The following is a 22,295-nucleotide window of genomic DNA, read 5'->3' as shown; positions in this document are numbered from 1 at the left end:
TTTTTTTCTAATATAACAGTCTTTACATTTTTTCTTCCAAAATAATATGATGCTATAGCCCCTGTAACTCCACCACCTACTATGCATATATCTGTTTCAATATCTTCTGTTAAATATGGATATTGCTTTTTCTCTTTTTCTTTGCTTGTAAAATAGGGCTTTCCTTGTACGTATTTAATGTTCATAATAGTCTCCTCTCATATATTCAATGTTAAATTTAATCATACATATATTATTAAACATTAATTATTTTTTATTAAAAAAAATAAGTCCTAATGAAATAACATTAAATAACGTTAATGATTAAGACTTATAATATAGTATATTTTTATGTTTTAATTAAAAATTTTTATCTCTTTCTGATAATGATACAGTTCCAAAATATTTAATAAATATTCCTAAATCTATTAAGAATATCACAACACTTATTAAAAAAGCTGGTATTACAAAGATCACACTTAAAAAATTAATTATAAATAAGATTAATTTATTAGTATTTATATGTTGTTTCTTTATGTTTTTTAAACTAAGTATAGATGCTATGCTAAACATAACTACACCTATAACCAACATTGAATTAGCCCAGAATCTAATGCTTTTATTACTATTAAATGAAATAGTAATTGCTACAAAAATAAAAGTTATTATATTAACTGGATACATTCCTGCTAAAAAATAATCAAGCTTTGTTCTATCACATATATAAATTCTTATTATAGATAAACAGATAAAAAGTATTAATATAAACACTAAAATAAAAATCCCTCCATAAGCAATTGAATTTTGTTGATAAATAAAATATTTATTCTTTCCATATTACCATTTTATGTAAATAATTTCAATTAATTATATTTCTTATTTATATCTCTATATACAATTTAATGCTGTATTTAAATTCGATATTTTCTTACATCTATTCTCAGTACCTTTTTTGACAATTATTAAATATCCTAAAAAAACAAACTTTTTTACAAAATAAATTATCTATTAGTTAAAAATTTATTCATAAAATTTACACAAACATAAAATTGTTAAAAATGCTTTAAAATTTTTGTGAAATAATGTATTATAAAAACTAAATAATCCATTATAAAAAATAACATAATAGTTAAATGTATTATATTAATTCAAAATTTTACTATTTATAATATGTCCTAAATAGTAACTAAAAATACTATAGTATATTTACAAAATAAATATTATTACAAGAGGTGAAATATGATCAAAATCGAAAAACTTAAGAAAGTTTATAACAATGGTTATGAAGCACTAAAGAGTATTGATCTTAATATTAATGAAGGAGAACTTATTTGTCTCTTAGGACCTAGTGGTTGCGGTAAAACAACTATATTAAATTTACTTGCTGGCTTATTAGATCCTAGTAGTGGAGATATAAAATTTGATGGTGAATCAGTAATTAATAAACATCCTAAAGATAGAAATATAGGGTTAGTGTTCCAAAATTATGCATTATATCCTCACATGACTGTACTTGAAAATGTTATGTTCCCTCTTACTGTTGGAAAAAATAAAAAACCTAAAAAAGAAGCAATGGAAATTGCACAAAAATACATGAAAATTACAAGTATTGAGGAACTTGCTGATAAAAAGCCTGGTGAAATGTCAGGAGGTCAGCAACAAAGAGTTGCTATTACAAGAGCATTAGTTCAAAATCCTAAGATTCTTTTATTGGACGAGCCTTTAAGTAATTTAGATGCAAGACTTAGATTAAGAATCAGAGAAGAAATAAGAAAACTTGTTAAAGAAATTGGTATTACAACTATCTTTGTTACTCATGACCAAGAAGAAGCTTTATCAATAAGTGACAGAATAGTTCTTATGAACGAAGGAATTGTTCAACAATTTGATATTCCTCAAAACTTATACTTAGAACCTTCAAATTTATTTGTAGCTAAATTCATGGGAAATCCAATAATTAATACATTTAACTTAAAGAAAAATGGAAACATTTTAGAAAGCAAAGATTTCTCAATAGACATAGATTTATTAAGTAAAGATAGATTTAAAGGAGAATTAAACGAAGAAAATTACATATTAGGAATTAGACCAGAATACTTCAAATTAAGTGATACACCTTTATTTAAAACTACAATTAATTATGTTGAATTAATCGGTAAAGATTGCATATTAAACTTTAATGTTAATGAAATAGATGCAAGATTAATAACAGATATAAATAATAAAGTTTCTGAAGGAACTGAAATTGGTCTAGATATCGATTATAGCGGTATTTACATATTCAAAGAGAATGGAGAAAGAGTGTACTAATGAGTAAATTAAAATTAAAAAAATTCAAATATAGTGCAGAAAATTCTCCTAAAGCATGGTTATTCCTTTTACCATCATTATTAATAATAGGAATATTTAATGTACTTCCACTAATTAAAACTTTAATTATGTCATTCCAAAAAGGAACTTTAAATAATTTAAAGTTTAATAGTATAAAAAATTATCAATTTGTATTGCAAGATGAAAAATTCCATAAGGCAATATTAAATACATCACTTTATGCATTTATTGTTGTTCCACTTGGACTTATAATCTCGATGTTTATAGCAATTACAATTTATGAAAAAATAAAACATAAGCAAATATTTGAAACTATATTTTTCATACCATATTTAACAAGTGTTATCGCAGTTGGTATTGTGTTTAGATTTTTATTAAATGAAGACTACGGTTTTATAAATTACCTATTAGGCTTTATAGGAATTGATCCAATAAACTTCTTAAATAATCCTGCAATGAGTATGGTTACTCTTATTATATTTGGTATTTGGTCTGGACTTGCTTTTAATATAATCATATTGCTTTCTGGACTTAGAAATGTTAATAAAGATTACTACAAGGTTGCAGATATGTTTGGTGCATCAAAGGTTGAACAATTCTTTAAAATAACTCTTCCACAAATGCTACCAATAATAACATTCCTATTAATGGTTAATTTTATTAGTGCATTTAAAGTATATGCCCAAGTATTTTCTATATTTAATGGAAAAGCTGGTATTGCAGATAGTGCTACTACTGCTGTTTTCTATATATTCAATAAATTCTATGTAGAAAATCGTTATGGTCAAGGTATGGCTGCTGCAGTTATTTTATTTATATTAATCTTAATTTTTACATTAATTCAAAATAAAATATTAAAAAAATTATCTAAATAGGTGAAAATATGAAAAAAATTAGTTCAGTTTTATCAAAAGCATTTATTATTATAATGGCGCTAATCACGTTGTTTCCATTTGTATATATGATTTTATCAAGTCTTATGACTTTCCAAGAAGCAACTAGCATTCCGCCAAAACTTTTCCCAAGCAAAGCTCAATGGGGAAACTTTGCACTAGCAATGAAGCAAGCTCCTTTTGTTAGATACTTCTTTAATACTATTTTAGTTTCAGGTCTTTCAACTCTTGGAACAATAGTAACATCTATACTTGCTGCATTTGCTTTAGTTAAATTAGAATTTAGATTTAAAAATGTATTAGTAATGGGTATGATTGCATTACTTATGGTACCTTATGAAGTTGTAGTATTTACAAATTACCAAACAATTGCAAAACTTGGTTTGTTAAATAGTTATACTGCATTAATAGTTCCATCTCTTGCAAGCGTATTTTATATATTCTACTTAAAAGAATATCTTACAAGTATACCTATCTCCTACTATAAAGCTGCTAAAGTTGATGGTTGTAGTGATTTAGAATTTATAAGAAGAATTTTAATTCCTTTAGCTAAACCTTCATTATTTACAATGGGAATACTTAGCTTCATAAGTGGATGGAATTCATTCTTATGGCCAATACTTGTAACTAACACTAAGGAAATGAGACTTTTAAGTAATGGATTAAGTTCTTTCGCAACAGAAAGTGGTACAAGCGTACATTTACAAATGGCTGCATCAACAATAGCTATTGTACCAATTTTAATCATATATTTAATCTTTAGAAAACAAATTATTAGAGGAGTTGTTAAGAGCGGTGTTAAAGGATAAAAAAACTAAAATTACCTTCCATAATGGTATCTTAACTATTGGTGGAACTATAATTGAAATAGCTTATGAAGATAGTCATATATTCTTTGACTTTGGTAGTGAATATAATCCACAAGCTAAAGTTCAACCTGAAGATCTTCAAGGATTATTAGATGAAAATTTAGTTCCTTATTTAAATAATATGTTTGATCCTAGAATCCCTTTAGCTAATTATAAATCAAAGGAAGATGGATTTAAAAATACAGCAGTATTTTTATCTCATGTACATCTAGATCATTCTAAAATAATTAATTATTTAAACCCTGAAATACCTTTATATACTTTAGAAGGCACTAAATCATTATTAAATACTTTAAATATAAATGATGATTTCCTATTCCCTCTTTATGAAAAGATTGAAGGAAAAAATACTAGAGAAATTACTGGTGTTTCAGAAAATGAAGTTGTAAATATTGGAGATATAAAAGTTAAGGTAATGCCAGTTGACCATGATGCATATGGTGCTTGTGGTTTATTAATAGAAACTCCTGACTTAGTAATATCTTATACTGGAGATATTAGACTTCATGGATATAGAAAAGATGCTACATTAAATTTCTGCAAAGAAAGTGAAAAATGTGATGTTTTATTAATTGAAGGGGTTAGTGTTTCATTCCAAGATTTTGACGAAGAAACAAGAGATGATGAAATTTCAAATGAACCTCAATTAATAGAAAAAATAAATGATATTGTTAAAAACAATCCTACAAAACAAATAACATTTAACTACTATATTTCTAATGTAGAAAGAATTTTAAATATAATAAAAACTAATCCTAGAAAGGTAGTTTTAGATTCATATTACTCATATGTACTTAAAGAAGCTACTGGATACCAATCTTATTATTATAACTTAGATAATAAAGATTATGGGCTAGATGAAAATTATAAGATTGATTTTGAAAAACTTTTAGATGACACAGAAGAATTCTTCTGGCAATTAGACTTAAATGCTCTTAAGCACATGGATAAGTTAAAGTCTAATGGAATTTATATTCATTCAAATGCTGTTCCACTTGGAGATTTTGATCCAAATTATAAGCCTTTTGTAGAAAGCTTTGAGAAACATAATATTGAATTTGTTAAATTAGCTTGTAGTGGTCATGCTCATCCAAATGACCTTATAAAGATAATAAACTTAATCAAACCAAAACTGCTAATTCCTATTCATTCATATCGTCCTGAGAGACTTTACAATGAATTTGGAGATATATTACTACCAGAAAAAAAACAAACTATTTAGTGGGGGGAAATTTTTATGAAACTAAAAAAGATACTACCTTTAATCCTATCGCTTGGAATACTTACGGGTTGTTCTAGCACAGGAGGTAACACAAATGAAGAAATCACAACTGAAATTAATGATCCAGTAGAAATAACTTTCTGGCATGCAATGAATGGTGAACAAGAAAAATCTCTACAAAAATTAACAAATGAATTTGAATCAAAAAACCCAAATATTAAAGTAACATTACAAAACCAATCAAGTTATCCAGATTTACAACAAAAGATAACTTCAACTATTTCAAGTCCAAAGGACTTACCAACAATGACTCAAGCATATCCTGGATGGATGTTAAATGCTATTTCAGATGATTTACTTACTGATTTAAAACCATATATAGAAAATGAAACTTTAAAATTTGATAACTATGAAGATATCTTACCAAGTTTTAAAGAAGAAACAACTTTTGATGGAAAAATATATGGAATGCCATTTAACAAGTCAACAGAAGTTATCTGGTACAATAAAACATTATTTGATGAGTTAGGATTAAAAGTTCCAACAAATTATGATGAATTTGTTAGCGTTTGTAAAACAATAAAGGAAAAGAAAAACATCCCTGGAGCTGGATTTGATTCATTAAATACTTTCTATACTACTTTCTTAAATACTGAAGGTCATAAATTCGATTCTAATTTTGATGTAACTAGTGATGTTTCAGTTAAAGCTGCTAATTACTACTTAGATGGTATTAAAGAAGGATACTTTAGAATAGCAGGAACTGATAAGTACTTATCAGGACCATTCTCAAATGAAGCTATTGGTATGTATGTTGGTTCAATGGCTGGAGAAACTTTCGTTAAATTAGGTGTTGGCGACAAATTTGAAGTTGGCGTTGCTCCATATCCATCATCAACTTCTATACAACAAGGTACTAACTTATATGTATTTAATAATGCAACTTCAGAACAAAAAACTGCTGCATATGAATATTTAAAATTCTTAACATCTAAAGAAAATCAAATAACTTGGGCTAAAGAAAGCGGATACATGCCAGTAAGACAAAGTGCTATTGATTCAGATGAATACAAAAATTCTGGAAGCTTAACATCAAGTATCTTATCAGATGCAACTAAGAACTTATATATTATACCTGTTGTTCCTGGTTCAGATAGTGCATTCCGTGAAATAAGTACTGTATTAGAAGGTATATTATCAGATACTAAATCAGACGTAAATAAAAAATTAGCAGAATTTAAAAATTCTTTAGATTCAACTTGGGAATAAAACAATTATAATATAAATAAAAAGGTGCCTTAATTTATTTTAAGTCACCTTTTTTATTAAGATATACTAAAGGAGAAATTTTATGAAACTTGCTATATATCAAACAAGTGATTTACATGGATTTGTATATCCAACTAATTATGTAACTGAGCAAAAACTTGGAATCCTTAAAATAGGAAGTTACATTCTAGAAGATGAAAAAAATTACGATGCATCATTAAAAGTTGATTGTGGTGACTTAATTCAAGGATCAGTTCTTACAAATTATCTATCTAGAAAACAGATTAAAAGCAATCCTATAATAGAAGGACTAGAAAAAATAAATTATGATGCTTATGTGCTTGGAAATCATGAATTTAATTATGGCTTAGATTATCTAACTAATTCATACAAGCATATTTCTGATAAAGTAATAAATTCTAATATTAAAGGTCTACCATTTGATACAAAACCATACAAAATTTTTGATTTTAATGGATTTAAAATTGGTTGCATTGGAATTACAACATCATTTATACCAAATTGGGAAAATGAAAATAATATCAAAAATATAGAATTTTTAAATCCTGTAGATATGTATGAAAAATACGAAAATGAATTAAAAGAAAAAGCTGATTTAATCATAGTTTGTTATCATGGTGGATTTGAAAAAAGCTTAGATGAAAAAATGATTCCAACTGAAAGTTTAACTAAAGAAAATCAAGGAAGTGAATTATTAGAAAAATTTGATTCCATTGATATTATTTTAAGTGGACATCAACATCGTTCATTTATAACCAAAGTAAATGGAGTTATCTGCTCTCAACCTCTTAATAATGGTCAAACCTTTACTAAAATCGTTTTAGATACTGATACAAAAGAAATGAGCTATGAATTAATAGATGTAAGCACATTAAAAAATAATATAAATCAAGATCTTGAAAAAATATTTACCGGTATTCAAAGTGATTTAAAAGATTTTCTAGACACAGAGATTGGTCATTTAGATAAAGATATAACTATCGATGATATATTCTTAGCAAGATTAGAAGGTCATCCATTTATGAATCTATTACATCAAATTCAGCTTGATATATCTAATGCAGATTTTTCTGCAATATCTTTATTTGATTGTGCAATAGGATTTAAGAAAAATATAACTATCAAAGATGTATTAATAAACTATCCTTTTGCAAATACATTAAAGGTTTTAAGAATTACAGGTGAAAAATTAAAGGAAGCAATTGAAAAAAGTGCTACTTATTTTACTTTAGAAAATAATGAAGTACATATAAGCGAAGACTTCCTTCTTCCAAAAGTACAAAACTATAATTATGATACATATGGTGGCTTAACATATGAAATAGATCTAACAAGGGAACGTTATGATAGAGTTATTTCTATGAAAAAAGATAATGAAGATATAGATATGGAAAAGTATTATACTATAGTTTTAAGTAATTATAGAGCTAGTAACACATCTGTATATACGGCTTATGAAAATGCTGAAGTATCAAAAGAAATAAACCTTGATATGAGCGAAATAATAATGGATTATCTTCAAAATAATAATAAAATCGAATTAGTAACTCAAAATAACTATATAATAAGATACTAATTTAAAATTATTTTATAAAAAAAGACTACTTATTATTAAGTAGTCTTTTTTATTTATCTAAAATTAATTACATAGCTTTTTTAAATATTGCAATTACTTCTTCTAAAGTTCCTTGCTTTGGATTTGTTAAAGCACAAGCCTTTCATAGCTTACTTCTTTATTGTATTCTTCAACATGTGGTAATAATACTGCATTACATACTCCATGTGGTAAGTTATAGAATCCACCTAATTGGTGAGCCATCGCATGTACATAACCTAAGCTTGCATTATTGAATGCCATTCCACCTAGATATTCAGCATATGCCATCATATCTCTAGCTTCTAAATCTTCTCCATTTTCAACTGCTCTTAATAAGTATTTACTTATAAGTTCGATTGATTTTTCTGCACAAGCATCTGTTATTGGTGTTGCCGCAGTTGATACATAAGCTTCTATAGAATGAGTTAAAGCATCCATACCTGTTGCAGCTGTTAAACCTTTTGGCATACCTATCATTAACATAGGATCATTAACTGCAATTATAGGTGTTAAGTGTTTGTCGACTAATGCCATTTTTATATGTCTTTCTTCATCTGTTATTATACAGAATGAAGTCATTTCGCTTCCTGTTCCTGCTGTTGTATTTATACCTATTAATGGTAATTGTGGATATTTAGATTTATCTACACCTTCATAATCTTTTATTTCTCCACCGTTTGATGCAAGAAGTGCAATACCTTTAGCACAGTCATGAGCTGATCCTCCACCTAAAGATATAACAAAGTCACAATTATTTTCTTTTAATATAGCTAATCCTTCATTAACAGAAGTTACAGTTGGATTTGGTTTTACTCCATCATATATTGCATATTCTACATTTTTGCTTTCTAACACATCTAATACTTTTTTAGCAGTACCGATTTCCATTAATACTTTATCTGTTACTAATAAAGCCTTTTTAAATCCTAATGATTTTACTTCTTCTCCGAATTGTTCTAAACAGTTAACTCCCATCAAACTTAATGATGGCATAAGAAATTTATAACTCATAGTAAATCCTCCAAAAATAATTTTTCTTTCGTATGCCTAAATTGTACTTTCTAGTTAAAAAAATAACTAACTTATTTTTTTAAAAAATACCCCATTTTTAAAATCAGTATAAAAAAATTAATCATTTTACTAATTTTCTTATACTTATATAATTATTTTAACTTTTTTATTTGAAATTTATTCAGGTTTTATAAGAATTTTTATGTCAATAAAATGTATGGACAACTTTATTTGTTATTTTATAAACTTATAGTGTATACTTTATGAGGTGCAACATGGATAAGTTTGACAGAAATTTAGAATTAAGCGATGGATTAGAAACTGAATACTTAAGATTATTATATTATGATTTCAATAAATACTATAATGATATATACAAATCATATGAATATAAAAGATTATGTACAATAATAAATGGAGAAAAAAAGTTAGAGTTAATGGTTCTGAAGATATAATTTATAATTCAAACCAATACTTAATATTACCTCCACATTCTAGTATTGAAATGGAAATAAATAAACCAACCAAAGCATTGGTATTAGAAATAAGTGATAAATTAGTAGATGATGTTATTAAAAATATAGATTATAATATAGATTTATCTACAAATAAACCATTAGATTATTTGCTTCAAAACAAAACAAAGCCATTACATGATCCTATAAAAAAGATTATAGATTTGGCTTCAACAAAGCAACATAAAAAAGAATTTTTAATTGATTTATATGCTCAAGAAATAATGTTTAACTTAATAACTGATACAGAAACAAATAAAATAATTACTGAAAATTTTAATAATCCAATTAATTTATCTACTAAAATTATGAAGGAAAAATTTAAAGAAAAGCTGACTATATCTGATATTGCATCAGAATTTAATATGTCTGTAGCTAATTTTTCTTCTAAGTTTAAAAAAATAATGAATATGAGTCCTAATGATTATCTTACAAATATAAAGCTTCAAGAAGCAAAGAAGTTGCTAAGAACTAAAAATGTTACTGAAGTTGCTTATGAGCTAGGATATGAAAATATATCACATTTTATATTATTATTTAAAAGAAAATTTGGGTTAACTCCAAAACAATATATGATAAAAAATTTAAGCCATTAAAAAGTTAATTTTAATGGCTTTTTATAATGGCTTTTTATAATTACTTATTAAAAATTTTAGCAAATACAAATCTTATAAAAGCACCTTCTATCATTTTAATATATCTATGTTCCACAATACTATGCATTATATCTAAAAGATCATTAATTAATCCTTCATGCTTAGATATTCCAAGCTTTGACCTCATTCCAGAAAGCTAATTTTTCTTATGAAGGCACATTAATGGGATTCTGTTTAGAGAAAAGTTTTTTAGGAAGTTTTATATAAATAAATACATAATAAAGTAAATCATTTAAAAAACCCTGAATATATATTCAGGGTTTAAACTATTAATATTAATTATTTTTACAAGAAAATTGTAATAATACTTCCTGCTATAATAAGTGCCAAACCTATTAATGTATTAATCAATTCTTTTCTACTCTTTCTTTCATGTAATATTAAAATTCCTCCAAGTGTTGCAATAACAACATTTAATTGAGTAATAATAAATGCAGATGCTACACCTATTCTTTGTGCTGCAAATATGTAAGCTAAAGATGAAATTGAAAAAGTAAATCCTACAGCTATTGCTTGCCAAGATTTCTTTTCTGTAAATACTCTTCTATTTTTAAATAATGCAAAAATTACTGCACCTAAAAATACCCCTAACATTTGTGGTAAGAATATATTTATACCATCAGCATCCACAACTTTAGGAATTGCACTATATACCCAATATCCTATACTTGTACTTGCTAATAATATTATACCTTCTTTAATAGCTCCTGGCTTACTACCTTCTCCTCTAGTTGTTAAAATTGCTCCAAATATTATTAATAAAATAACGAAAAATCCAATTATTCTATTTGTTAGTCCAGGCCATTCATTAAAGAATATTACTCCAATTAAAGATGTTCCAATTAGTTGTAAACCTGTTGATAGTGGCATTGTTTTAGAAACACCTATTTTATTAAATGCAACATATTGTCCTACTTGACCAACAACCCAAAATAATCCTGATACAAAACTTATAATAAATGTTTTAGTTGAAATTGTATCAGTAGTAAACATAAGACTAATAAGACCGATTATTAATGCCCCTATTCCTGTTCCTAGAATTTCATTTGCTGGATTTCCTTTTATTTTTTTTAAAATAAGAGGCTGAACTCCCCAACCTAAAGCTGGTATTAATCCAATTAAATAACTCACATTTTTCACTCCTATCATTTGTATTTATTAACTTCAAAATTATAGCATAGAATTACAGTATAAATTTGTTAATTAATTATAAATTAATTAAGTCATTCTCTTTCAATGATTATTATGGAATATTTTTATGAAAATATACTCTTATTTTTTAAACAATAAAATTGAATATCCAAATAAAAAATTCCAAATAAAAAATAAAATCAATAGATTTAAAGTCTACTGATTTTATTCACAAAATTCTTATATATTTTTTCAAAAGCTTATTTTATTATAAATAAAAATTAACTTAGTATATTAGCATTCCTTTTTTAACTGTGATAAGCCTACTACTTGCCATTTCCAAAAATCTTCACACATATTATTTAAATTTTTTTCTGCTTTCCACCCTAATTCTTTTTCTGCTAAAGAAGGATCTGAATAACACGTAGCAATATCTCCTTTTCTTCTATCCACTACCTTATAAGGAACTTCTTTATTTGACGCTTTCTCAAAAGCCTTTACTACTTCTAATACACTATATCCTGTTCCTGTTCCTAAATTATAAATTTTTAGTCCACAATTATCTTTTAATTTTTCTATAGCCGATACATGTCCTTTTGCTAAATCAACAACATGTATATAATCTCTTACTCCTGTACCATCTACAGTATCATAATCATCTCCAAAAACATTTAAATATTCTAACTTACCATCTGCTACCATAGATACATAAGGCACTAAATTATTTGGAACTCCATTTGGTAATTCTCCTATCAATCCACTTTCATGAGCTCCAACCGGATTAAAATATCTAAGTATTATAATATTCCAACTATTATCTGATATATACAAATCTTTTAATACATCTTCCATCATACTTTTCGTTCTACCATATGGATTTGTAGCAGGTAATAAAGGTAATTCTTCATGCACAGGCATAACTTCACTATCTCCATAAACTGTTGCTGAAGAACTGAAAATAATATTTTTCACATTAAATTCTTTCATAACCATTAATAAATTTATCGTACCAGTTAAATTATTGTTATAATACTTTAATGGTTCACTTACAGACTCAGAAACTGATTTTAATGCTGCAAAATGTATTACTAAATCAAAATTTTCTTTTCTAAATATTTCTCTTAACTCATCTATTTCTAATAAATCAGTTTTATAAAATTTTACTCTCTTAGATATTATTTTTTCAATATTATCTTTTATTTCTATATTGCTATTTATTAAATTATCTAAAATTACGATATCATAGTCATTATTTTTGCTCATTTCTACTACTGTATGACTACCTATATACCCAATTCCCCCAGTTATTAAAACTTTCATTCTATCCCATACCTTTCATATTATATATATTAATTTAAATATTATAAATATATGAACATTATAGAATAGATTACTTTTTTTAACAATAAATTTATTAATTTTTTGTTAACATGTAAAATTTCAATACTTTTTTAACTTGTCTATCAATTAAAATTTGTAAAAAATAATGAGCAAAGATTATCTTTGCTCATTATTTTTAATTTAAGTATATTATTAACTCTTATTATAAAATTCTTTCACACATTCTTCTTGACCATTCTAATTTAAACAAAATCCCATACTTTTGTTTTATACTCTCACTTAAATCTTCATCGTTTAATTTAGCTGATGTAGTATTATAACTTCTATCTGATGAGTATTTTGAATTTTTTATAATCCACATACTTACGCCCCCTATAAATAATATTTATTTGTAGTATTTCCTAATAAACTTATATTATTCATATTTTAATCTTTTTGTTAATTAGCACTTACTACTACATCTAACTTTTAAAATAAAAACTATTAAAAGTATAATAGGGAAAACTATAAACCATATATTTCTTGTAAGCATGGCAAATAAACAACCCATAAAAAAATTTCCTATTCTTATAGCAACAAGTTCTGATTCAGTAAAATTAGAATCTATAAGTTTTTTCATTCCTATGCTAATAAACTTTCCATAAACTAAAGCTAAAATCACAATTATCATATATCTAAATTCAGTCATTATTCTTTCCTCTTTAAATCATTTCCAAAATATCCAAATCGATATAAATTATACTACATATTTTTAGTATTTTTTATAGAATAATATTTAATTTACACATAATTTATATAGCATTTATATTTGCTTTTAATTATTAATCTTATATTTATTAAATGTTAATAAAAAAACATTGCTAAAAATAAAATTTAGCAATGTTTTTAGTAAATTACTTAAGGTTAACCTATAAGCCTTTTAAAAAATCAACTGTATCTTCAGCAGCTATATCTATTTGCTTTTCATTACTTATAGTTGCTTTATTATCCCCTGATTGCTCCCCATAGCTTCCAAATTGACCATGATTTCCACCAGTAATTTCAACTATTTCAGAATCTTTTGGAAGGGCAGCTTTTCTAACCTTTTCTAAATTTGCAACTCCATCTAAACTTCCATATATGCTTAACACTTTTTTATCTGAGTTTTTAAGCTCGTCCCCTTGAGGATAAGAAGCATAAAGCACAACACCTTTAACTTTAGGATTTTTCACTGCATAATCACAAGCCATAACTCCACCAAGAGAATGTCCACCAATAGCCCATGTATTTATATATTTAAATTTATCTATAATCTCTCCTGCTTTATTTGGAGATAATATTGCTAAATCCAAAGGCATAGGTGCTATAACAACTAAAAATCCTTTTTCAGCTATTTGTTGACATAAAGGTGCATAAGATTCTGGATCTACTTTTGCACCAGGATAAAATATAAATCCTTTTGTTGGCCTAACATTTTTAGGCGTAAATGTAATAAATTCATCATTATTGACTTTAACTAAATTATCGCTTTTTATAGCTGTAAGTGCTACTTGTGTAGGCTTATAATCAATTTTTGCCCAAACAAAAAATGCTATAAAAATCACAGCAATAATACCAATTAACATTATTGATATTCTTTTTAAAACTTTTTTCATTAATCTCCCTCTTTAAAATTCATTATTATATTATTTTAACGAATAATATTTTAATACATTTAGCATACTAAATCAATTTAATGTATTACGTAAAAAATAATGCTAAATTAGATTAAAACTTTATTCTAATTTAGCATTATTAACTTTAAGAATTATACATTGCCTTTTCTTCATCTATTTTGTTTTCTAATTTTTTAATATAAGTGTTCTTTCCGTTTTCCATCTTATTTATAACACTTTTAGGAAATAAAGTCTCTAAATCTTCTTTATAATTTGCACCATTCTCTGGATACTTATGACTTATAACTTCATAATTTTTATCAATCTTTAACTGTACTGGCACAGATATTCCTTTTTCATCATTTGCTTTTACAAGCCAAATATAAACTTCATCTTCATTCATTCCTAGTATTTCAAATGCACTATAAGATTTCCCATCAGTTTTTTCACAAATATCATCAGTATTATTTTCTATATATTCTTCTAGATTTTTCTTAACTTCTACACTTGCTTCCTTTGCATTAGATTTTATAGCATTTAAACATGAAACCAACCCAATTAATAGACATAGTATAAGGAAACTTTCCATAATCTTTTTCATATATCTATCCTCCAAATATAAAAATTTATATTATTAGTTTTGTGTAAAATGCTATACTTATTATTCATAAAAATAAAAAAGACATTAATTCAATTAATGTCTTTTAATATTTAAATATATTATATTTATTTTAAACTTCTATTCTACATCTAATAGATTCACATTTACCTTTTCTTTATTAAATATATTAATTAGTAATGAAATTAAAATTGCAATAATTGCTGGTATTATCCATGCAAATCCTTCACTTGATAATGGTAAAAAATTAAATATTCCTTGAAGAACCCTTAAATTAAATTGAGTGTAAAGAACATCTAATATAGATACTATAAGAGTTGTATAAACTGTAACTTTATAAGTTAATTTATTCTTTACTCCAATTACGTTAAATAGTATAAGTATTATTTGCATTGGGTAAAAAATTTTAAGTATTGGTATTGCAAGTTTTACTATACTACTTATTCCTAAAATAGAAATTATAGCAGATGAAATACAAATAATAATAACTATAATTTCATATTTAATCTTTAAAGTTTTTGAGAAAAATTCTCCTACCATTGCTGTTAATCCGATTGCTGTTGTAAGACATGCAACTGCAACTGCAATTCCAAGTGCTATCTTGCCAAAGTCCCCTAATATCATATGTGCAATTCCTATTGTTAATTCTGTTTGACTTATTCCTTGTGGAAAATATCCTCCAAGAGCTGCTCCTAAATATAATAATCCTCCATAAATAATTATAAGCCCAATACTCGATACAATACTTGCCTTTTTCAATACAGACTTTCTCTCAGAATTTTTAGTATATCCTAATGCTACTATAGCATTTATTGCAATCACTGCTGTAAGCGGTGCACCTAATGCATCCATTGGCTGATATCCATTTATAAATCCATAACTAAATGAATTCCCTGTTCCTTGTGAAAATATATGTTCTGTAAAAAATATTCCTTTTACTATAATAAAAGAAAGAATAACCAAAATAATCGGCGTTAGCACCTTCCCAATATATTCTACTATCTTTGTTGGTTTTAAAGTTAATATAAGTGTTATTCCAAAAAATATGATTGAAAAGATTGTTGGACTAATTATATTTCCTAAGTTAGGTAATATACTCATTTCATATGTGCTAGCCCCTGTTCTAGGAATTGCAACAATCGGTCCTAAACATATAAGTATCAATGCTGTATAAATATTTGTAAATTTATTTCCTATCTTTTCTCCGAATTTTTCAAGAGATCCTGCCTTATTAAGAGCTAATATTCCAAGAAGCGGTAAACCTATGCCTGAAATAAAAAATCCTAATAAAGATATAAACCATTCTCTCCCTGAGTTCATCCCTATTTCTGGCGGAAATATTAAATTTCCTGCTCCAAAAAATATAGCAAATATCGTAAATCCTACTGCTATAAAATCATACCTTTTTTTCACCTTCATATCCTCCTGTACTACAAAAAATATTCACTTTTTCATTAAAATTTTCCTACTGTCCTACTACTTTTTAACTATCCTACTATACTAAATTTATTGTCCCATTTTAACATATTTATTAACAGTCTGTAAACAAAACTATTTATAATTAATTATATTTATAAATTTTCTAATTCATCCTTTAACCAACTTATATAATTTTTTTCTCTATTTATAGCTCTTTTTAAAATTAGATAATGTCCATATTGTTCTTCTTTAAAATTAGGATCTTGCATAAGTATATCTCTTCTATTTTTTAATAATAAAAGTTTTTCTTCACGTAAATGTATAATGGATGGGAGTATGAAATTTACATAAAAAATGAAAATACAATAGATTATCGTATCCACAGCGGTATGGTTGCTGGTAGATGGGTAAAAGACCAAAAGGTTGATATAGTTAAATTACTAGATGGAGTTTATAAAGTATCTTGGACTGAACCAACTGGAACAGATGTATGCTTAGACTTTATGTTAAATGAAAATAGAACTCACGGAACTATATTCTTCCCTAAATGGGTTCATGAACATCCTGAAATAACAGTTTGTTTCCAAAATGACTTCATTCCTTTAATGGAAGAATCAAGATTAAAATATAATACATATCCAAAGTATGTTGTGCCTGAATTCTCAACTATTACATACAAAAAATATGTAGGTGAAAATGATGAAAGCATAATTTCAGTAGCACCTTATAAAGGAATGACTGATGAAATAAGAGCAGGAAAATTCTATAAATAATAAAAAATATTCAAATTATCCAAATCTAAAGAAATAAAATATAATTAATACTAAAAACTTAGTACATAAATAAAAAGCCTAATATAAAGCTATTCAATAGTCTTATATTAGGCTTATTTTTGAAAAATATGTTTAAATATATATTAAGTTATAACTACAAATTTTTTTATCTACCTTGATACTCTATTTTATCTAACATCACGTTACCACTTCCTAATACATCTGTAACTTGTCCATTATCATTTAAAATTCCATAATTAAATATATGAGTTCCATTATTAAATTGAATACCTTTATTTTTAGATATTCTCAATGTCACCCATTTATATTTAGAATTTTTCACAGTATCTTCATAAAATTCAATTATATTTTTATCAGTAAATTTAGTTTTATTATTTATTATTACTTCTGCATATGTAGCTACTCTCTTCCCATTTTCAATAATAGGTTTTTCAATAAGCTTACCAAACAACTCACTTTCTTGCATTTTATTTGAGTTTTCAGTTTTGCTATCTTTATTTGAATCAATATCATTAACTATATCTGTATCTTTATTTTCTTCGATTTCAGATATAATCTCATTAATTAATGTATCTGTATTATTCATATTTTGTTGATTAGTAGTAGTTTCTTCTTTTAATAATTTAGTTTTTGAATCTAAACTATTAATTATAATAGCTATTACTCCCCCTATTATTAATATAGCTAATATGTAGATTATTGATTTTTTACTTCTCATGCTTCCCCCATCTTTTGACTCATCTAGATATATACTTAACATATTGTTCAAATTTACTATAATTTTATACCTTTTTTATGTTTTTTTCAACTAAATTAAAGTTTTACTTAAATTTTCTAAAATAACCATTTATTAATTTAATATAAAATAACATATATTTTTTCATAAAGGTTAAAATTATATACTTTTTATTATATATATTTTAATAATATTCCACATTTAAACATAATAAAAAATTAATGTAATTATCAATAAATTATATTTATGTTAATCTTTTTTTCATATATATAAAAATATAAAGAATTTTTAGTGTATTTAAAACGTATTTATTATACATTTATTAATAAATTAATATTTACTTAAAAAAAGGACTTAGAATATTCTAAGTCCTTATTTTAATATAATTAATATTTAGTATAATTAGGATTTATATTTGCAACAAATCTTCTACTACTTAATGCTAAGTACCAAAATCCAATAAATGAGAATATTATCCCAAGTATACATCCAATAATTCCAATGCCAAAGTTACTAAATACTCTATATATAGCTATTATGGAAACAATTGCACCTATTACTGGTATAAATGTTAATATAATAAACCACCCTGACATTCCAGCTAAATTAAATAGCTTAATAACATTAAGCACAGGAATCCATGCAATCCAATTATTTTTAAGATTAGCCTTTTTAGTCATTACATATAATGGATATACATTTATAATATATGTTAATGCCATAACAATAAATGTAATCATAAAACTATATTGAGAATAAACTCCATAACTAAAATCTTCTATCATACTATTTCCCCCTTTATATTATTTCTTTTCTTATTTTAAGAATATCTTATAATAAAAATATCATTTCTCTCTTAATTATATATTAATAATATGTATATTTGAATATATAATAGGTAGCTAAAAAATTAACTACCTATTTTTAAATCTCTAAAAACATTATATCTCTGATAATACTATTACTGTACATTTAGCTTTTTTTACTACTTTATTAACTACAGAACCCATAAAAGGTATACGAATGCCTTTATTATGCTTAGTCATTATTATAATATCAACTTTATCAACAACTGAATAATTAATTATAGTCTTATCTATATATCCAAATTGAAATTCAGCAGTACAATCAAATTTATTTAAAAGCTTCTTAGCCCTGTCAAGCATTACTTGAGCATTATCCTTCTCTATAGTAATTAAATGAGATACAACAATTCCATGGGCATATACTATATCACCTACATTTAACAATAAAACTTCTGTATCCTCTGGGTTAAAATTTTCTTTTAGATAATTTATTGAAATTAAATCCCTATTACTTCCATCTAGTGGTATTAATACTTTCTTTTTCATAAAAACCACCCTTCTTAAATACATAATAATCATAGTCTTACTTAATATTATTTTTTAAAATTTTAAAAAGAACTATATTTATATAATATGAATCTAATTTCTACTCTGATTTTAAAAAAACAAAATACTATAATAAAATTTTTATTATAGTCTTTCTTCTACTTTTTATTTTCATTTATTTCTTTAAGTAAATCATTAACTCTTTCTTTTTGTTCTTTATTTGGTGAATTTACATCTATTTTTTCTATCTCCGCTTTAGCTTCATCATATTTCTTTTCTTTTACTAATTTAGCTGCAGTATTTATATAACTATCTACAACTTCTGTCTTACTTTCTTGAAATGCAATTTCGCTTTTTAATTCATCTATATCGGATTTTATAGAAAGATTTGAATAATCAGCTGTTATTTCATTAAGCTCTTTATTTGCTTCTTCATATTCTCCATCATTATAATACATTAATGCTCCAGTATATCCCTGAACTATTTGCATAAGATCATTAGCTTCTTTATTAGTTGGATCTTGATTTATTGCAAGTTGTAATAAATCTACAGCTTTTTCATATTAATTATTACTTATATCTTGCTTTGCTTCACCTATCATTTTATTAACTGAATTATTTCCGCATCCAACAAATACTAATGATAAAACTACTGCCCCAATTGCTAGAAATACCTTTTTATTTAATAATTTCATCTTTCTTTCCTCTCTTATATAATAATTTTTATTTTCTTTATTATATAATAATAAAGTCAATTAATTTCGAATTTAACAATAGTTTTTAAAAAATCTTATAAGTTTAACAAACTATACAAATAAAGGTATTTGATTTAATTTTAATATTATGCTAGAATCAATTTATAAAATTTAAATTATAAATATAATTTCATATAAAGTTTTCTAGGGTTCCGTAGTTTTTAAAACTAGCAGGTCCAAGAGAAGACGCATAGATAAATTTCTATGTACACGGAAGGATAAAAGCCTGGGAGATATTTTTTTATAAATGCTCTCATGGCTTTTTTTATTTTTAGGAGGTAAATTAAATGAAAAAATTTATTATTGAAAATGATTTTTGGGATGTATTTCCTAAAGCAAAAATTGGAATTATTATATGTAAGGACATAGATAATTCTATAAAAGATGAAGAAAAATATAAAGATATGATTTCTGTTTCAGAAAAGGAAGCCTTAAAGCACTTAACTAACGAAGAATTTAGTAGCAATGATGCTATAAAAGTATGGAGAGAAGCATTCCAAAAATTCAAGAAAAAGAAAGGTGCAAGATCATCTATTGAAGCGTTGTTAAAAAGGGTTAATAACGGAAATCATTTAGGAACTATTAACCCATTAGTTGATATATATAATTCTATTTCATTAAAATATGCTATGCCTTGTGGTGGTGAAGACATTGATACATTTGTTGGAGATATAAGATTAACTAAAGCAATTGGAAATGAAGACTTTGTTACACTTGGAACAGATAAAAGTGAACCTCCTTATGAAGGTGAAATAGTATATAAAGATGATAAAGGTGCAATTTGTAGAAGCTTTAATTGGCGTGAAGCAGTAAGAACAATGCTTACTGAAAATACAAGAAATGCTTTCTTATGTATTGAATTAGTTGATGAAAGTAGACAAAAAGAATTCGAAAATGCTTTAAATGATTTAGAAAATTTAGTTAAAGAAAATCTAGGTGGAACATGTACTACTTCTATACTTGATATTAATAATAAAGAAGTAGAAATAATGTAATTTAAGGATAATCTATTTATGAATAATTTTACTTATAAAGATATTTATATTGAAGATGAAAAAAAGGTGCTAGAAGTTAATATACTTCCAGAAAAACATTGTAATTTTGATTGTATATTCTGCCCTATAGGAAGAACCGAAAATAAGGTAGATACTCAAATATCATTTGATGAAATGGATAATTCATTAATTGAATTACAGAATAAAATAGATAATACAAAACCTGATTTAATATTTATAAATTCAAAAGGTGAAGCTTTAGTAAATGATAAAATTGAGGATGTTATTGACCTTATAAAAACTAATAATATACCTGTAAGATTGCTTTCTAATGGATATTTATTAGATAAAGATGAATACATAAAAATTGCTAATAAATGTGATGAAGTTATTGGTGAAATAAAAGTAATAACAGAAGATGATTTCCAAAAGGTTCAAAGACCTATTGAAGGATATACCCTATCAGAATATATATCAAATATGGTTTCATTTAATAAGCAATACAAAGGAAAATTTATATTTGAAGTTACTATGATTAAAGGCTACAATGATGATGATAAATCAATTGAAGATTTAAAAAATATTATAAATGAAATATATCCTGATAAAGTAATAGTTGCTAGAATGGATGATGAAAGATTTAAGAAAAAACTTGGTATAAGTGATAAAAGATTTAAAGAGATTTCAGATATACTACTTAAAAATAACTAATATAATTTTTTAAATAAAAAGCTATACCACAGAAGTGGCATAGCTTTTTATTTAAAATTATTTATTTAAGAGACTTTTTTATGTCTTCAACAATTAATTCTTTTGTTAAGTGATAACGAACATATAAATCTTTACTTAAAATTATATCAGTAAATTCTTTTTTAGCACCAAAATTTAATACTTTAATATTCTTATCAGCATAGAATCTATCAATTTTTTCACCAAATCCACCATCTAGTGATCCATCTTCAAGAGTTACTATAAGTTCGTGATTCTTTAAAAGTCCATTTAACATTTCTTCATCTAATCCAGTTATAAATCTAGGATTTATTAATGTAGCATCTATTCCCATTTCTTCTTTTAATAATGCTTTTACCTCTTCACCTAGGCTTAAGAAATGTCCAAGTCCAATTATAGCAACTTTATTTCCTTCAGCAACCTTTTT

The 22,295-nt window shown here is 25.3% G+C and carries 27 protein-coding genes, 2 pseudogenes and 1 riboswitch; of the genes and pseudogenes, 11 read left to right on the top strand and 18 right to left on the bottom strand.

Going from position 1 to position 22,295, the window contains the following annotated elements:
* Both SPJ33_RS04540 and SPJ33_RS04535 read right to left on the bottom strand, forming a co-directional pair.
* A pseudogene (locus SPJ33_RS04540) lies at positions 1–185 on the bottom strand (FAD-binding oxidoreductase); the annotation flags it as partial.
* A gap of 154 nt (positions 186–339) precedes the next feature.
* Complete coding sequence (locus SPJ33_RS04535; RefSeq protein ID WP_321116782.1) at positions 340–750, bottom strand: hypothetical protein; 411 nt, start codon at positions 748–750, stop codon at positions 340–342.
* A gap of 468 nt (positions 751–1,218) precedes the next feature.
* Between SPJ33_RS04535 and SPJ33_RS04530 the strand changes: the two genes are divergently transcribed.
* The 6 genes from SPJ33_RS04530 to SPJ33_RS04505 all read left to right on the top strand — a co-directional run bounded on the left by SPJ33_RS04530 (position 1,219) and on the right by SPJ33_RS04505 (position 8,160).
* A complete protein-coding gene (locus tag SPJ33_RS04530; protein WP_321116781.1) occupies positions 1,219–2,289 on the top strand; it encodes an ABC transporter ATP-binding protein in 1,071 nt (356 codons plus the stop codon).
* Positions 2,289–3,185, top strand: coding sequence for a sugar ABC transporter permease (locus tag SPJ33_RS04525; RefSeq protein ID WP_321116780.1), 897 nt, complete (start codon positions 2,289–2,291; stop codon positions 3,183–3,185). Before SPJ33_RS04530 ends, SPJ33_RS04525 begins: the two co-directional genes overlap by 1 nt.
* Before the next feature lie 8 nt (positions 3,186–3,193).
* Positions 3,194–4,012, top strand: a complete 819-nt coding sequence (locus tag SPJ33_RS04520; protein WP_321116779.1) for a carbohydrate ABC transporter permease — start codon at positions 3,194–3,196, stop codon at positions 4,010–4,012.
* Positions 3,999–5,294 carry an MBL fold metallo-hydrolase gene (locus SPJ33_RS04515; RefSeq protein ID WP_321116778.1) on the top strand — a complete coding sequence of 432 codons (1,296 nt, stop codon included), beginning with the start codon at positions 3,999–4,001 and terminating at the stop codon, positions 5,292–5,294. The genes SPJ33_RS04520 and SPJ33_RS04515 overlap by 14 nt, the downstream gene beginning before the upstream one ends.
* A gap of 15 nt (positions 5,295–5,309) precedes the next feature.
* The gene (locus tag SPJ33_RS04510) at positions 5,310–6,563 is read left to right on the top strand and encodes an ABC transporter substrate-binding protein (protein WP_321116777.1); all 1,254 of its coding nucleotides are present in this window, start codon (positions 5,310–5,312) and stop codon (positions 6,561–6,563) included.
* Positions 6,564–6,645: 82 nt separating this feature from the next.
* Positions 6,646–8,160: a bifunctional UDP-sugar hydrolase/5'-nucleotidase gene (locus SPJ33_RS04505; protein ID WP_321116776.1), complete on the top strand. Its 1,515-nt coding sequence runs from the start codon at positions 6,646–6,648 to the stop codon at positions 8,158–8,160.
* 135 nt (positions 8,161–8,295) lie between these two features.
* On the opposite strand, the pseudogene SPJ33_RS04500 reads toward SPJ33_RS04505, so the two are convergent.
* Positions 8,296–9,192 (bottom strand): annotated as a pseudogene (locus SPJ33_RS04500) (iron-containing alcohol dehydrogenase); the annotation flags it as partial.
* Positions 9,193–9,467: 275 nt separating this feature from the next.
* Between SPJ33_RS04500 and SPJ33_RS04495 the strand changes: the two are divergent.
* Positions 9,468–9,647 (top strand): hypothetical protein, encoded by a 180-nt coding sequence (locus SPJ33_RS04495; protein WP_321116775.1) that lies wholly within the window; start codon positions 9,468–9,470, stop codon positions 9,645–9,647.
* Entirely contained in the window at positions 9,593–10,303 is a 711-nt protein-coding gene (locus SPJ33_RS04490) for a helix-turn-helix transcriptional regulator (protein WP_321116774.1), read from the top strand. Before SPJ33_RS04495 ends, SPJ33_RS04490 begins: the two co-directional genes overlap by 55 nt.
* A 40-nt stretch (positions 10,304–10,343) precedes the next feature.
* On the opposite strand, the gene SPJ33_RS04485 is transcribed toward SPJ33_RS04490, so the two are convergent.
* From SPJ33_RS04485 to SPJ33_RS04445, 9 genes are all read right to left on the bottom strand, one after another.
* Positions 10,344–10,490: a hypothetical protein gene (locus tag SPJ33_RS04485; RefSeq protein WP_321116773.1), complete on the bottom strand. Its 147-nt coding sequence runs from the start codon at positions 10,488–10,490 to the stop codon at positions 10,344–10,346.
* A 158-nt stretch (positions 10,491–10,648) separates the two neighbouring features.
* Positions 10,649–11,494, bottom strand: coding sequence for a GRP family sugar transporter (locus tag SPJ33_RS04480; RefSeq protein WP_321116772.1), 846 nt, complete (start codon positions 11,492–11,494; stop codon positions 10,649–10,651).
* A gap of 294 nt (positions 11,495–11,788) precedes the next feature.
* Entirely contained in the window at positions 11,789–12,814 is a 1,026-nt protein-coding gene (galE, locus tag SPJ33_RS04475) for a UDP-glucose 4-epimerase GalE (protein WP_321116771.1), read from the bottom strand.
* Positions 12,815–13,037: 223 nt separating this feature from the next.
* Positions 13,038–13,196, bottom strand: coding sequence for a hypothetical protein (locus SPJ33_RS04470; RefSeq protein ID WP_321116770.1), 159 nt, complete (start codon positions 13,194–13,196; stop codon positions 13,038–13,040).
* A gap of 81 nt (positions 13,197–13,277) precedes the next feature.
* On the bottom strand, positions 13,278–13,523 hold the full coding sequence (locus SPJ33_RS04465) for a hypothetical protein (RefSeq protein ID WP_321116769.1): 246 nt from the start codon (positions 13,521–13,523) through the stop codon (positions 13,278–13,280).
* 220 nt (positions 13,524–13,743) lie between these two features.
* A complete protein-coding gene (locus SPJ33_RS04460) occupies positions 13,744–14,469 on the bottom strand; it encodes an alpha/beta family hydrolase (protein WP_321116768.1) in 726 nt (241 codons plus the stop codon).
* Positions 14,470–14,614: 145 nt separating this feature from the next.
* Complete coding sequence (locus SPJ33_RS04455) at positions 14,615–15,070, bottom strand: hypothetical protein (protein ID WP_321116767.1); 456 nt, start codon at positions 15,068–15,070, stop codon at positions 14,615–14,617.
* A 138-nt stretch (positions 15,071–15,208) separates the two neighbouring features.
* Positions 15,209–16,501 carry a branched-chain amino acid transport system II carrier protein gene (brnQ, locus tag SPJ33_RS04450; RefSeq protein WP_321116766.1) on the bottom strand — a complete coding sequence of 431 codons (1,293 nt, stop codon included), beginning with the start codon at positions 16,499–16,501 and terminating at the stop codon, positions 15,209–15,211.
* A gap of 158 nt (positions 16,502–16,659) precedes the next feature.
* A complete protein-coding gene (locus tag SPJ33_RS04445; RefSeq protein ID WP_321116765.1) occupies positions 16,660–16,890 on the bottom strand; it encodes a hypothetical protein in 231 nt (76 codons plus the stop codon).
* Between SPJ33_RS04445 and SPJ33_RS04440 the strand changes: the two genes are divergently transcribed.
* Positions 16,825–17,280, top strand: a complete 456-nt coding sequence (locus tag SPJ33_RS04440; RefSeq protein ID WP_321116764.1) for a phenolic acid decarboxylase — start codon at positions 16,825–16,827, stop codon at positions 17,278–17,280. The genes SPJ33_RS04445 and SPJ33_RS04440 overlap by 66 nt on opposite strands.
* A 166-nt stretch (positions 17,281–17,446) precedes the next feature.
* Here the strand turns inward: SPJ33_RS04440 and SPJ33_RS04435 are convergent, their stop codons facing one another.
* From SPJ33_RS04435 to SPJ33_RS04415, 5 genes are all read right to left on the bottom strand, one after another.
* Entirely contained in the window at positions 17,447–18,019 is a 573-nt protein-coding gene (locus tag SPJ33_RS04435; protein WP_321116763.1) for a hypothetical protein, read from the bottom strand.
* 404 nt (positions 18,020–18,423) lie between these two features.
* Positions 18,424–18,822, bottom strand: coding sequence for a DUF5684 domain-containing protein (locus tag SPJ33_RS04430; protein WP_321116762.1), 399 nt, complete (start codon positions 18,820–18,822; stop codon positions 18,424–18,426).
* A gap of 156 nt (positions 18,823–18,978) precedes the next feature.
* Entirely contained in the window at positions 18,979–19,389 is a 411-nt protein-coding gene (locus SPJ33_RS04425) for a universal stress protein (RefSeq protein WP_321116761.1), read from the bottom strand.
* Positions 19,390–19,547: 158 nt separating this feature from the next.
* The gene (locus SPJ33_RS04420) at positions 19,548–19,880 is read right to left on the bottom strand and encodes a hypothetical protein (RefSeq protein ID WP_321116760.1); all 333 of its coding nucleotides are present in this window, start codon (positions 19,878–19,880) and stop codon (positions 19,548–19,550) included.
* A gap of 72 nt (positions 19,881–19,952) precedes the next feature.
* Positions 19,953–20,084 carry a hypothetical protein gene (locus tag SPJ33_RS04415; protein WP_321116759.1) on the bottom strand — a complete coding sequence of 44 codons (132 nt, stop codon included), beginning with the start codon at positions 20,082–20,084 and terminating at the stop codon, positions 19,953–19,955.
* 193 nt (positions 20,085–20,277) lie between these two features.
* A riboswitch (guanidine-I (ykkC/yxkD leader) is annotated at positions 20,278–20,379 on the top strand.
* A gap of 52 nt (positions 20,380–20,431) precedes the next feature.
* On the opposite strand from SPJ33_RS04415, the gene SPJ33_RS04410 reads away from it, so the two are divergent.
* A complete protein-coding gene (locus SPJ33_RS04410; RefSeq protein ID WP_321116758.1) occupies positions 20,432–21,139 on the top strand; it encodes a B3/4 domain-containing protein in 708 nt (235 codons plus the stop codon).
* 18 nt (positions 21,140–21,157) lie between these two features.
* Positions 21,158–21,850: a radical SAM protein gene (locus SPJ33_RS04405; RefSeq protein WP_321116757.1), complete on the top strand. Its 693-nt coding sequence runs from the start codon at positions 21,158–21,160 to the stop codon at positions 21,848–21,850.
* Between the two features lie 61 nt (positions 21,851–21,911).
* On the opposite strand, the gene SPJ33_RS04400 is transcribed toward SPJ33_RS04405, so the two are convergent.
* The coding region (locus SPJ33_RS04400; protein ID WP_321116756.1) for a transketolase C-terminal domain-containing protein at positions 21,912–22,295 on the bottom strand (384 nt) is incomplete at its 5' end.

It is taken from the genome of Clostridium sp. (assembly GCF_034179595.1).
Taxonomy (GTDB): Bacteria; Bacillota; Clostridia; order Clostridiales; family Clostridiaceae; genus Clostridium.
The sequence above is the reverse complement of the archived record's forward strand: the minus strand, read 5'-3'. Positions and strand labels throughout refer to the sequence as shown.

Bases quoted from the DNA above. Each gene is read 5' to 3' on its own strand.
- SPJ33_RS04530 (WP_321116781.1), top strand. From the start codon at position 1,219: ATGATCAAAATCGAAAAACTTAAGAAAGTTTATAACAATGGTTATGAA.
- SPJ33_RS04525 (WP_321116780.1), top strand. From the start codon at position 2,289: ATGAGTAAATTAAAATTAAAAAAATTCAAATATAGTGCAGAAAATTCT.
- SPJ33_RS04520 (WP_321116779.1), top strand. From the start codon at position 3,194: ATGAAAAAAATTAGTTCAGTTTTATCAAAAGCATTTATTATTATAATG.
- SPJ33_RS04510 (WP_321116777.1), top strand. From the start codon at position 5,310: ATGAAACTAAAAAAGATACTACCTTTAATCCTATCGCTTGGAATACTT.
- SPJ33_RS04505 (WP_321116776.1), top strand. From the start codon at position 6,646: ATGAAACTTGCTATATATCAAACAAGTGATTTACATGGATTTGTATAT.
- SPJ33_RS04495 (WP_321116775.1), top strand. From the start codon at position 9,468: ATGGATAAGTTTGACAGAAATTTAGAATTAAGCGATGGATTAGAAACT.
- SPJ33_RS04490 (WP_321116774.1), top strand. From the start codon at position 9,593: ATGTACAATAATAAATGGAGAAAAAAAGTTAGAGTTAATGGTTCTGAA.
- SPJ33_RS04485 (WP_321116773.1), bottom strand. From the start codon at position 10,490: ATGAGGTCAAAGCTTGGAATATCTAAGCATGAAGGATTAATTAATGAT.
- galE (WP_321116771.1), bottom strand. From the start codon at position 12,814: ATGAAAGTTTTAATAACTGGGGGAATTGGGTATATAGGTAGTCATACA.
- SPJ33_RS04470 (WP_321116770.1), bottom strand. From the start codon at position 13,196: ATGTGGATTATAAAAAATTCAAAATACTCATCAGATAGAAGTTATAAT.
- SPJ33_RS04465 (WP_321116769.1), bottom strand. From the start codon at position 13,523: ATGACTGAATTTAGATATATGATAATTGTGATTTTAGCTTTAGTTTAT.
- SPJ33_RS04460 (WP_321116768.1), bottom strand. From the start codon at position 14,469: ATGAAAAAAGTTTTAAAAAGAATATCAATAATGTTAATTGGTATTATT.
- SPJ33_RS04455 (WP_321116767.1), bottom strand. From the start codon at position 15,070: ATGAAAAAGATTATGGAAAGTTTCCTTATACTATGTCTATTAATTGGG.
- SPJ33_RS04440 (WP_321116764.1), top strand. From the start codon at position 16,825: ATGTATAATGGATGGGAGTATGAAATTTACATAAAAAATGAAAATACA.
- SPJ33_RS04435 (WP_321116763.1), bottom strand. From the start codon at position 18,019: ATGAGAAGTAAAAAATCAATAATCTACATATTAGCTATATTAATAATA.
- SPJ33_RS04430 (WP_321116762.1), bottom strand. From the start codon at position 18,822: ATGATAGAAGATTTTAGTTATGGAGTTTATTCTCAATATAGTTTTATG.
- SPJ33_RS04425 (WP_321116761.1), bottom strand. From the start codon at position 19,389: ATGAAAAAGAAAGTATTAATACCACTAGATGGAAGTAATAGGGATTTA.
- SPJ33_RS04420 (WP_321116760.1), bottom strand. From the start codon at position 19,880: ATGCAAATAGTTCAGGGATATACTGGAGCATTAATGTATTATAATGAT.
- SPJ33_RS04415 (WP_321116759.1), bottom strand. From the start codon at position 20,084: ATGAAATTATTAAATAAAAAGGTATTTCTAGCAATTGGGGCAGTAGTT.
- SPJ33_RS04410 (WP_321116758.1), top strand. From the start codon at position 20,432: ATGAAAAAATTTATTATTGAAAATGATTTTTGGGATGTATTTCCTAAA.
- SPJ33_RS04405 (WP_321116757.1), top strand. From the start codon at position 21,158: ATGAATAATTTTACTTATAAAGATATTTATATTGAAGATGAAAAAAAG.